8 protein-coding genes and 3 pseudogenes are annotated in these 11,326 nt (G+C 50.1%); 3 read left to right on the top strand and 8 right to left on the bottom strand.

Annotated features, from left to right (window positions below):
• The 5 genes and pseudogenes from ACTHSW_RS01360 to galE all read right to left on the bottom strand — a co-directional run.
• Positions 1 to 1,941, bottom strand: a pseudogene (locus ACTHSW_RS01360) (capsular polysaccharide biosynthesis protein); the annotation flags it as partial.
• Positions 1,942 to 1,966: 25 nt separating this feature from the next.
• Positions 1,967 to 2,506, bottom strand: coding sequence for a dTDP-4-dehydrorhamnose 3,5-epimerase (rfbC, locus tag ACTHSW_RS01355; RefSeq protein ID WP_070461113.1), 540 nt, complete (start codon positions 2,504 to 2,506; stop codon positions 1,967 to 1,969).
• 53 nt (positions 2,507 to 2,559) lie between these two features.
• On the bottom strand, positions 2,560 to 3,426 hold the full coding sequence (rfbA, locus tag ACTHSW_RS01350) for a glucose-1-phosphate thymidylyltransferase RfbA (protein WP_049332928.1): 867 nt from the start codon (positions 3,424 to 3,426) through the stop codon (positions 2,560 to 2,562).
• A gap of 73 nt (positions 3,427 to 3,499) precedes the next feature.
• On the bottom strand, positions 3,500 to 4,567 hold the full coding sequence (gene rfbB, locus ACTHSW_RS01345) for a dTDP-glucose 4,6-dehydratase (protein ID WP_070461100.1): 1,068 nt from the start codon (positions 4,565 to 4,567) through the stop codon (positions 3,500 to 3,502).
• A 116-nt stretch (positions 4,568 to 4,683) separates the two neighbouring features.
• Complete coding sequence (gene galE / locus ACTHSW_RS01340; protein ID WP_003747972.1) at positions 4,684 to 5,700, bottom strand: UDP-glucose 4-epimerase GalE; 1,017 nt, start codon at positions 5,698 to 5,700, stop codon at positions 4,684 to 4,686.
• Between the two features lie 129 nt (positions 5,701 to 5,829).
• Here galE and ACTHSW_RS01335 point away from each other — a divergent pair, with 129 nt between their 5' ends.
• From ACTHSW_RS01335 to ACTHSW_RS01325, 3 genes are all read left to right on the top strand, one after another.
• Positions 5,830 to 8,103 (top strand): Tex family protein, encoded by a 2,274-nt coding sequence (locus tag ACTHSW_RS01335; RefSeq protein WP_070461102.1) that lies wholly within the window; start codon positions 5,830 to 5,832, stop codon positions 8,101 to 8,103.
• 636 nt (positions 8,104 to 8,739) lie between these two features.
• Entirely contained in the window at positions 8,740 to 9,087 is a 348-nt protein-coding gene (locus ACTHSW_RS01330; protein ID WP_039861883.1) for a hypothetical protein, read from the top strand.
• 46 nt (positions 9,088 to 9,133) lie between these two features.
• Positions 9,134 to 9,475, top strand: a complete 342-nt coding sequence (locus ACTHSW_RS01325; RefSeq protein ID WP_070461105.1) for a hypothetical protein — start codon at positions 9,134 to 9,136, stop codon at positions 9,473 to 9,475.
• A 57-nt stretch (positions 9,476 to 9,532) separates the two neighbouring features.
• On the opposite strand, the pseudogene ACTHSW_RS01320 reads toward ACTHSW_RS01325, so the two are convergent.
• The 3 genes and pseudogenes from ACTHSW_RS01320 to ACTHSW_RS01310 form a co-directional block, all read right to left on the bottom strand.
• Positions 9,533 to 9,802, bottom strand: a pseudogene (locus ACTHSW_RS01320) (LysR substrate-binding domain-containing protein); the annotation flags it as partial.
• Positions 9,796 to 10,320, bottom strand: a pseudogene (locus ACTHSW_RS01315) (transposase); the annotation flags it as partial. The pseudogenes ACTHSW_RS01315 and ACTHSW_RS01320, both read right to left, overlap by 7 nt.
• 223 nt (positions 10,321 to 10,543) lie before the next feature.
• A partial coding sequence (locus ACTHSW_RS01310; protein WP_440365270.1) for a YadA-like family protein occupies positions 10,544 to 11,326 on the bottom strand: 783 nt, incomplete at its 5' end.

Raw genomic sequence — 11,326 nt, 5'->3', positions numbered from 1 at the left:
TGAGCGTGCCGGCAATCAGCTGCCAAAGCTCAAGCCTGCGGCTGCGGCGTGGAATGGGCAGCAGATCTTGGGTAAGCCCCCAGCCTGCATAGAAAGGCAGGCCATAGCAGCTGACTTTTTTGCCGCGCAACAAGGCTTCAAAACCGGTCAGCGAAGTCATGGTATGTACTTCGTCTGCGTATTGGAGACAGGTCAGGATATCTGCTTGCTCGGCGGTTTGGTCGGCATATCGTGCCGTATCTTCAGGGGAAATATGGCCGATACGGTTATCGCTGACTACATCGGGATGCGGTTTGTAGATGATATAGGCATCGGGATTGCGTTCGCGTACGGTACGAAGCAGATCCAGATTGCGATAGATTCGGGGCGAACCGTAGCGGATAGACGCATCATCTTCAACCTGGCCGGGAACGAGGATCACGGTTTTGTCGGTTGATGGAGCGGTAAAGTCTGAGCTGTCGACGTTGTATTTGCTGATGTGGTTTTCGGTCAACATTTTTTGCAGCTTCAAGGCCGTCTGAAAGTCTTGATCGTCGAAGTTTTGGTTTTGCAGGATGTGTTCAAGACGGGACGGGATTTCGGCATTGAAATAAATGCCCATATCGTCGGTAACGAGCGACAGCGGCGGGACTAAATTAGAACCAAGCCCGACCGAGCGGATAAAGCCGTCTTCCATGCGCAGCAGGGGGATGTGGTGTTGTTCGGCAAAACGGACGATGGCCTCTTTACCGTTGCCCCAGGCAAGGATGCGTGCATCATCGGACAGTTTGACTCCGGCCAGTTTTTGGGTGGAGGAGATAAATTTCAGACGGCAAGAGGGTACGTTAAAGAATGGTTTGGCAACCGCGCGTTTCCACAAAGACATGCCGACACAATACAACTCGCCACGCAATTTGTCGTTTTTACGTTTGACCGTTGCCAGATAGTCGATGATATCAAAGAGGCTACCTGCTTCGCCGGTATTGGGGTTGAGGTAGCGGCTGTATTGCAGATAGGCCGCGGCGAAGAGCTGCAGCAAGTTGCGGGGGCGCGTCGTTGGGTTCGAACAAGGCTATCGATTTTAGGATGGCGGTCGTCGTTCACGCCCCATCCGGCATACCACGGCAGGCCGAAGGTGGTCAGCGGTTTGCCGCACAAAAGCGCCTCAAAACCCATTTGTGAGGTAACGCAATAAACCTTATCGACGTTTTGCAACAAAGAAATCGGATTGATGTCTTCTGCCAAAAGATGGACGCGGTGTTGCTGCGCCAGCCGGGTCAGATAGCCTTGTTTTTTGCCGCACAAAACATCGGGATGGGTTTTGACCCAGATATCGGCTTGCGGGTTTTCATTCAAGGCCGTCTGAAACATCAGTTCAAACGTAGAGGCGTCTGCGCCGCCATACTGGATGGCCATATCGCCGAAGGTTTGGTCGATGATGAGGACGGTTTCGGGCTTGGATGGGGAACGTAAAGGATGATCGTCTGAAAGTTCGGGCGCGTGGTTGTATTTGGATAGATGATGTCGCAGGATGAAATCCATCGCCTGCTGCGCCTGAGCCAAGGTTTCAGACGGCATGGTATCGGAGGCAAGAATCAGTTGTTCCAAACGAGAAGGACGTGTGGTGTCGTAGTAGATGCCGATGTCGTCATAGACGATGGAATAGGGCGGATAACCGGCGACACCCAGTCCGAGCGAGCGTAAAAAGCCGTCTTCCAACGCAATAAAGGGAAGCCGGTGTTCAGCGGCGAAAGTACGCGCTTTGTGTGTCGTCGGGCGCAAACCCCAGCCGACCACAGCCTCTGCTCCTTTTCCATCTTTGCAGATATGAAACTCAGGCAATAGGGTGGAGAGATGGGGGATTTTGCGGATGCCGCGAGAGGGAATGTAGGCGTTTTTCACAATGCGTTTTCGTCGATTATTGTTATTAATGGATTGTAGGCCGTCTGAAAAGAGGAGCATTCTTTCAGACGGCCTGAATTATTTTTTAAAACGTTACGGCTTCGCCCAATACTTTGCCTGCCAAGTCTTTAGGCGACAGGTTCGGCTCGCCTTGCAACGGCCAGTTGATGCCGACGGTCGGATCATTCCAAATCAGCGAGTGTTCGGCTTTGGGGTTGTAATAGTCTGTACATTTATAGACGAACTCGGCTTCATCGCTCAATACATAGAAGCCGTGAGCGAAACCTTCGGGTACCCACAGTTGGCGTTTGTTTTCTGCGGACAGAATTTCGCCTACCCATTTGCCGAAAGTGGGGGAGTCTTTACGCATATCGACGGCCACGTCGAATACTTCGCCGACAACCACGCGTACGAGTTTACCTTGTGTGTTTTCAGTTTGATAGTGCAGGCCGCGCAATACGCCTTTACTGGATTTGGAATGGTTTTCCTGCACGAAGGTGCGGTCGCAGATTTGGGTTTTGAACCACTCGTCGCGGAAGGTTTCCATAAAAAAGCCGCGCGAGTCGCCGAAGACTTGGGGCTCAAGCAGTTTTACGTCAGGAATGGCGGTATCAATGATGTTCATCGTTTTATCTTTCATCTAAAGGCCGTCTGAAAAGTTTCAGACGGCCTCAAACATTATTTTTTTAACAGGCGCAGCAAATATTGGCCGTATTGGTTTTTCGCCATCGGGCGCGCCAGCTCTTCCAGTTTTTCATCAGAAAGCCAACCGTTGCGCCAAGCGATTTCTTCCAGACAGGCGATTTGCAGGTCTTGGATGTTTTGCACGGTTTGGACGAATGAAGCGGCTTCGTGCAGGCTCTCGTGGGTGCCGGTGTCCAACCATGCGAAACCGCGTCCCAAAAGTTGTACCGACAATGAACCGTCTTCCAAATACATTTGGTTGAGGTCGGAGATTTCCAATTCGCCACGGGCGGACGGTTTGATTTGTTTGGCGAATTCGACGACGCGTTGATCGTAGAAGTACAAGCCGGTTACCGCCCAATCGGATTTGGGCTGTTGCGGTTTCTCTTCGATAGACAGGGCGTTGAAGTTTTCGTCAAATTCAACCACGCCGAAACGCTCGGGATCTTTAACCTGATAACCGAATACGGTTGCGCCGTGGGTCTTGGCGGCAGCCTGTTTCAATGTTTGCGTAAACGATTGGCCGTAGAAAATATTGTCGCCCAAAACCAAGCAAACATTGTCGTTGCCAATAAATTCTTCGCCGATGATAAATGCCTGTGCCAAGCCGTCCGGACTGGGTTGAACGGCATAGCTGATGGAAATGCCGAAATCGCTGCCGTCGCCAAGCAGGCGTTTGAAAGAGGCGTTGTCTTCGGGCGTGGTAATGACCAAAATATCGCGGATTCCTGCCAGCATCAATACGGACAGGGGATAGTAAATCATGGGCTTGTCGTACACGGGCAGCAGTTGTTTGGATACGCCGCGCGTGATGGGGTAGAGGCGAGTGCCGCTGCCGCCGGCAAGGATAATGCCTTTCATGGGTTTTCTCCTGAGTAGTGTGTGTTTGCATGATTTTCAGACGGCCTAATATGGGAACAGGCCGTCTGAAAACTTATTTTCCGGTGCCTAAACGCTCTAAACGATAGCTGCCGTTCAATACGTTTTGCCACCAGGTTTTGTTGTCCAAATACCATTGCACTGTTTTGCGGATGCCGGATTCGAATGTTTCCTGAGGTTTCCAGCCCAGCTCCCTGCCGATTTTGGCAGCATCGATGGCGTAGCGCATGTCATGGCCGGGGCGATCTTGTACGAAAGTAATCAAATCTTCATAACGCGCCACGCTGGCCGGTTTTTCAGGAACAAGCTCTTCCAGCAGGGCGCAGATGGTTTTGACGACTTCAATATTGGCTTTTTCATTGTGGCCGCCGATATTGTAGGTTTCGCCGACAACACCCTCGGTAACAACCTGATACAGTGCTCGTGCGTGGTCTTCGACAAACAGCCAGTCGCGGATTTGCATACCGTCGCCGTAAACGGGCAGTGGTTTGCCGTCGAGCGCGTTCAGAATCATCAAAGGAATGAGTTTTTCCGGAAAATGGTAGGGGCCGTAGTTGTTGGAGCAGTTGGTTACGATGGTCGGCAAACCGTAAGTACGCAACCATGCGCGGACGAGGTGGTCGCTGGACGCTTTAGAAGCAGAGTAGGGACTGGACGGCGCGTATGGCGTGGTCTCGGTAAACAAATCGTCTGTGCCGTGCAAATCGCCATAGACTTCATCGGTAGAAATATGGTGGAAACGGAAGGCTTCGCGCTTTTCAGACGGCATTTGTTGCCAGTAGGCTCGGGCCGCTTCAAGCAGATTGAATGTGCCGACGATATTGGTTTGGATAAACTCGCCTGCCGAATCAATAGAGCGGTCGACATGGCTTTCCGCAGCCAAGTGCATCACGGCATCAGGCTGGTGTTGTGCGAATACGCGGTCGAGTTCGGCGCGGTCGCAAATATCCACTTGTTCAAAAGCATAGCGAGGATTATTGGCTACCTCAGTCAAAGATTCCAAATTGCCGGCATAAGTCAGCTTATCGACATTGACGACAGAGTCTTGGGTGTTTGGGATAATATGACGGACAACGGCAGAACCGATAAAGCCCGCGCCGCCGGTAACAAGGATTTTTTTCATAAGTTTCAGAGGATAGTCAAAATAATATAAACGGATTATAGCAGACAGAAAGTGTGTTTTTCAGATAAAGAGGCCGTCTGAAAACATCTCTTTCAGACGGCCTGTATCAGTTCAACTTAATCGTCGTAGCCATTTGGATTGTTGCTGACCCAACGCCATGAGTCTTCCATCATCTGCGCCAAATCGCGCTTGGTTTCCCAACCGGTCTGCGCTTTGGTGTAGGCGGGATCGGCGTAGAAACAGGCCAAATCGCCATCGCGACGCGGTTTGATTTGGAACGGAATAGTCAAACCGGAGGCTGCCTCAAAGGCACGGATGATTTCCAATACCGAATAAGCACGTCCCGAACCCAAATTAAACAGGTGTACGCCCGACACATCGCTTTTCGCCTGCATGGCCGCCACATGGCCTTCCGCCAAATCCATCACATGGATATAGTCGCGCATACCCGTACCGTCTGGGGTAGGGTAGTCATCGCCGAAAACCGACAATTGCGGCAGCTTGCCTGAAGCCACTTGGCAGATATAAGGCAGCAGATTGTTTGGGATACCGTTTGGCTGCTCGCCGATCAAACCGCTTTCATGCGCACCGATAGGGTTGAAATAGCGCAACAAAATCACGCTCCAGCGCGGATCGGCCTTTTGGATATCCGTCAAAATGCGCTCCACCATAGACTTGGACGTACCGTAAGGGCTGGTCGTATCCCCCGGTTGCATATCTTCCGTATAAGGTACTTTACCCGGATCGCCGTAAACCGTAGCAGATGAGCTGAACACAATCTTAAATACGCCGGCACGCGCCATTTCTTCAGCCAAAACCAAGCTGCCCGACACATTGTTGTCGTAGTATTTCATTGGTTCGGCCACGCTTTCACCGACGGCCTTCAAGCCGGCAAAATGGATGACGGCATCAATATCGTGTTCTGCAAAGATTTGACGCAACACTTCACGATCACGGATATCCCCTTGATAAAAAGGCACAGACTTGCCGGTAATCTTTTCCAAGCGCGGGAGGATATTGGCAGACGAATTGCACAAATTGTCCAAAATCACAGCATTAAAGCCTGATTTCAGCAGGGAAACAACGGTATGGGAACCGATAAAGCCGGTACCGCCGGTGATAAGAATAGTCATTGGTTTTCCTTATACAGCATATGTTATCTTGTTTTGAATGAAGTGTATCAGTATTATCCTTTGTCTTCCCAAAAATTATCTTACGTTGTGCTGTCCTATCAATCGTTCAGATGGAATATGAAGGAATATATGAACATTACCCAAATTCTCTCCCAAGAACTCTCCGCCACTACCGCGCAAATCAATGCCGCCATTGAGCTTTTGGACGACGGCGCGACCGTACCCTTTATCGCGCGTTACCGTAAAGAAGCCACGGGTGGGCTGGACGATACGCAGCTGCGCCAGCTTGCCGAGCGGCTGCAATATCTGCGCGAATTGGAAGATCGCAAAGCCGTTGTTTTAAAAAGTATTGAAGAGCAAGGCAAGCTTTCAGACGACCTCAGGGCGCAAATCGAAGCTGCCGACAACAAAACCGCGCTGGAAGACCTGTATCTGCCCTATAAACCCAAACGCCGTACCAAAGCGCAAATCGCGCGTGAACACGGTTTGCAGCCGCTGGCGGACGTGTTGCTTACCGAGCAGCCGCAGGACGTGGAAGCCGCCGCGCAGGGCTACCTGAACGAAAACGTCCCCGACACCAAGGCCGCGCTGGACGGCGCGCGTGCGATTCTGATGGAGCAGTTTGCCGAAGACGCGGAACTCATCGGCACGCTGCGCGACAAGCTGTGGAACGAAGCCGAAATCCACGCGCAAGTCGTTGAAGGCAAAGAAACCGAAGGCGAAAAATTCAGCGATTATTTCGACCACCGCGAACCCATCCGCACCATGCCCAGCCACCGCGCGCTGGCGGTTTTGCGTGGCCGCAACGAAGGCGTGTTGAACATCGCGCTCAAATACCAGCCCGACGACACGCCGATTACGCAGCAAAGCGAATACGAGCAAATCATCGCCCGCCGTTTTAAGGTTTCAGACGGCCACAAATGGCTGCGCGACACCGTGCGCCTGACTTGGCGCGCGAAAATCTTTTTGTCGTTGGAGCTTGAAGCACTAAATCGTCTGAAAGAAGCCGCTGATACCGACGCGATTACCGTGTTCGCCCGCAATCTCAAAGACTTGCTGCTCGCCGCGCCCGCCGGACGGATAACTACTTTGGGTCTCGACCCCGGCTACCGCAACGGCGTGAAATGCGCCGTGGTGGACGACACGGGCAAGTTGCTGGATACGGTCATCGTCTATTTGCATCAAGAAAACAATATGTTGGCAACGCTGTCGCGCCTGATTAAACAACACGGCGTGAAACTCATCGCCATCGGCAACGGCACTGCCAGCCGCGAAACCGACAAAATCGCGGGCGAACTGGTGCGCGGAATGCCCGAAATGGGGCTGCACAAAATCGTCGTTTCCGAAGCCGGCGCATCGATTTATTCCGCGTCCGAACTGGCGGCGCGCGAGTTCCCCGACTTGGACGTTTCCCTGCGCGGCGCGGTGTCCATCGCCCGCAGGCTGCAAGACCCGCTCGCCGAGTTGGTCAAAATCGACCCCAAATCCATCGGCGTGGGGCAGTATCAGCACGACGTGAACCAAAGCCAGCTCGCCAAATCGCTGAATGCAGTGGTCGAAGACTGTGTGAACGCCGTCGGCGTGGATGTGAACACCGCCTCCGCCCCGCTCTTGGCGCGGATTTCCGGTTTGAATCAAACCCTTGCCCAAAATATTGTTGCCTACCGCGATGAAAACGGCGCGTTCGACAGCCGCAAAAAATTGCTGAAAGTACCGCGTTTGGGCGAAAAAACCTTCGAGCAGGCAGCAGGCTTTTTGCGGATTAACGGCGGCAAAGAGCCGTTGGACGCGAGCGCCGTCCACCCCGAAGCCTATCCTGTAGTTGCCAAAATGCTGGCGCAACAAGGCATTACCGCCGCCGAACTCATCGGCAACCGCGAGCGCGTGAAGCAAATCAAAGCGTCCGACTTTACCGACGAACGCTTCGGCCTGCCGACCATTCTGGACATCCTGTCCGAGCTGGAAAAACCCGGCCGCGACCCGCGCGGCGAGTTTCAGACGGCCTCATTCGCTGAAGGTATCCATGAAATCAGCGACTTGCAAGTCGGCATGATACTCGAAGGCGTGGTTTCCAACGTTGCCAACTTCGGCGCGTTCGTGGACATCGGCGTCCATCAGGACGGCTTGGTGCACATCTCCGCCCTGTCCAACAAGTTCGTCCAAGACCCGCGTGAAGTGGTGAAAGCCGGCGATGTGGTGAAAGTAAAAGTGCTGGAAGTCGATGCTGCGCGTAAACGCATTGCGCTGACTATGCGGTTGGATGACGAACTGGGTGGCACAGCCAAAGGCAACAGGCCGTCTGAAACCCGACATCAAGAACGCCGCGACCGCAAACCCCAACGCAACGACCGCGCCCCGACCAATTCGGCGATGGCGGATGCGTTTGCGAAGTTGAAGCGGTAAGGTAGAAAACCAATTAAAGGTCGTCTGAAAACTTTTCAGACAACTTTTGCCGGCATTTACAGTTGTAATGATACGTTTGTTTTAGTTAAATTCCGTTTATCTGAAATGGATTGTAGATTTTAGATGTAATGGTATTTTAATCAAAATTACAAGTTGAGTATCTGTTTAGTATTTTGTTATTGTTATGAAAGATTATTGGAAAACAGATATTGTTTTAGACTACTTTTGAATATTGGGTTTGTAACCCATTCTATATTTATTAAATTAATAAAAGATATTTCGGTTGAAATTTTAAAATATGGTAAAGATTTTTATATGTATTTTTTATTTTATCTTTATGATATGTTATTTTTTATTAGGTGGAATTTTATATGTATACAGGATAGAATATTATGATATTTTTATTATTTTTGTAAGAATTAATAAGTATATATTCTATGGTGGGGGGATCACTCTTTTTTTTCTTTCCTCTAGTGTAAAGTTTATTATTGGTAATATTACAGAGTCAAGTAAATTTTTTAAACAAATTAATATGATTTTTTATATTGTTCAGTATATTAATTTATTTATATTTTTTGCAATTTGTATTTCCGTTTTTTGGGTTGTGGTTTTTAGTTTAAAATTTGGAGTATGAGAATGCCAAACGCTGGATTTAGTTTTTTAAATATTGCACGCGAAAATGGATTAAGTACTGCTGATGCGATTCAAAATGCTAATAATATTCAGAAATATTTAGCCACGCCTGAAGCAGATAGAAATTCATTGGATGGCCTTGATGCTGCAATCGCAGCCTTATCTTTTGCCGCTACAAGTGCTGCTATGGGAGCTTCTGTAGCCAATGCAGGTCTCTCTGGTAATGCAAATGCAGCTGGTGCTATGTTGACGGGAGCTGCATATCAATTGAATGGGGCAGTTGCTTCAGCTTCTATGGCTGCAACTTATGCATATTTGAAGAGTAGTAGGTATCTTCAAATAAGCGTATAGTTCCAAATATCACAAATCCATCATCACAACCTTAGGAGTTCAAACCATGAAACCTGTTTTGTTTGCCGCGTTGATTTCCTGTTTCTCCGTTGCTGCATATGCGGCCTGTACCGACAGCCAGCAGCAGTGCGTGATTTATAAAAACGGCAACGTCGCGACAGAAGGCGGCTGTACGGTCAGCAAGTGCCAAAGTGCCGATGAGCAAGTGTTGAAATGGAAGCTGAAAAACGGCAAAGGCGTAACCGTGGAGATCGGTAAAAACGGTAAGGTTTTGGTGAACAAGAAACCGGGTGCGAAAGCGAACAACAGCAATGCGTCAGGCATGGGTTTGACATGCTATGCCGCCGATGCGGACAAACGCGAACAGTTTTGCTCAACCAATTATTGATTGGATTGTTGCTTTGATTAAAGGCCGTCTGAAAAGTGTTTCAGACGGCCTTGATGTTTATCCTTCCGATATTTTTTCATTGAGAAAGTCGATAAAGCTGCGCACTTTCGCACTGAGAAATGCCCTGTCGACATAGGTGGCGTTCAGTTGGTCTGTCCAGATGGTGTAATCGGGCAGGAGTTGGATCAATGTGCCGTCCTTCAATTCCTGCTGAACTGCCCAAAGGGGCTGATAGCCTATGCCTGCTCCTGCTTTAATCAGCTCGCGTATCATCAGTGTGTTGTCGCTGCGGATAACCGGGGAGAGATGGAGAATGGCTTTTTCTCCGGTGTGGTTTGGCCGCTGACTTGTCCTTCGTCATCGACTTCTATGGCCTGACGCTGTTTGCTGCCGGCGGTCTGAATAATGGTGGCGTCAATGACGGCGGCGGATGCTTTCTTTACTTTTAAGCCTTTTTCGGTCAGTTGGCGGTTGATCAGTTCCAGCAATTCGGACAGGGTGTCGTCTTACGCCAGCCAATTGCGGTAGCGGCATAAGGTGCTGTAATCGGGGATGCTCAACTCGTCGAAACGGCAAAACAGGTTGAAGTCGATGCGGGTGATGAGGCTGTGTTCGAGTTCGGGATCGGAGAGGCTGTGCCATTGTCCGAGCAGGACGGCTTTGAACATGGACAACAGGGGATAGGCGGGACGGCCGCGGTGGTCTCGGAGGTAACGGGTTCTTTGACGATTCAGGTATTGTTCGATCGGTTGCCAATCAATCACCTGATCCAACTTCAATAGTGGGAAACGGTCGATGTGTTTGGCAATCATGGCTTGGGCAGTTTGCTGGAAGAAGGTGGTCATGGAAAATCCCCTAAATGTCTTGGTGAGAATTTAGGGGATTTTGGGGAATTTTGCAAAGGTCTCAGATAGTACGGCTATGCGAGGCAACGCCGTACTGGTTTAAAGTCAATCCACTATAAGTCTTTTATTCGAGATTCATGTCCAGTTGAGCAAACCCGCCAAACAAAACAAAAAACCCGCAGCATAGCTGCGGGTTTGATACCTATTTAACACTAAACCAGTATTACCATTCGTAGTTCACGCCTACGTTGTAAGATGCAGAGCCGCCTGAAGAGGTGCCGACTGCAAGACCGGCCTTGGCTGCAAAGTTTTCATTGAAGCGGTAGCCTGCACCGACTGCAACTGCGGTGTCAGATTTGAAACCACCCAAAGCAGCGGTAACGTTAAACTTACCAACGCTGTAAGGTTGGAACAGACCGCTGAGGGCTGCTTGTGCAGCAAGACCTTGGCGGGTCTCTTTGCGCAGATTAGCTACGTTTTTGTCCAAGTTGTCGATACGCGCTGAGTTTTTAGCAATACCGGCAGCGTGTTGGTTGCTTGCTGTTTGCAGGGTAGCAATATCGGCTTTGTTAGCGGCAACTTGTGTGGCATTAGCTTTAACTGCATCTTGAGCTTGAGCAGCAGCAGTTTGCGCCGCACTTGCTACATTATTGGCAGCATCAGCGGATGTTTTTGCAGCTTTGGCATGGCTTTCAGCAGTTTCAGCAGATTTTTGGGCAACTTCAACAGCACCTTTTACCACTTGAGCTGATTTTTGAGCTTCAACAGCTATTGTTCTTACGCTTTCTACAGCAGTCTTATCAGCTTTGGTCTCAATTGCTGCTTTATTGGCGTCGATGTCTTGACGGTTAGCTTCTAAAGCGTCAGCTGCTGCTTTACCGGCTAATGCGAGATCACCGATGTCTTTATCCAAGCTGGCGATCGCATTGTTGAAGCCTTCGTTAGCTTCTTTTTGCTCTTCAAGTTTGGCAGTATTTTCAGCGATTGCTGCTTTATTGGCGTCGAT

Source organism: Neisseria sp. P0008.S004, from assembly GCF_051962755.1.
In the GTDB taxonomy this organism is placed as follows: domain Bacteria; phylum Pseudomonadota; class Gammaproteobacteria; order Burkholderiales; family Neisseriaceae; genus Neisseria; species Neisseria subflava_A.
Note: the sequence above shows the minus strand (reverse complement) of the source record. Positions and strands in the feature narration are given on the sequence as shown.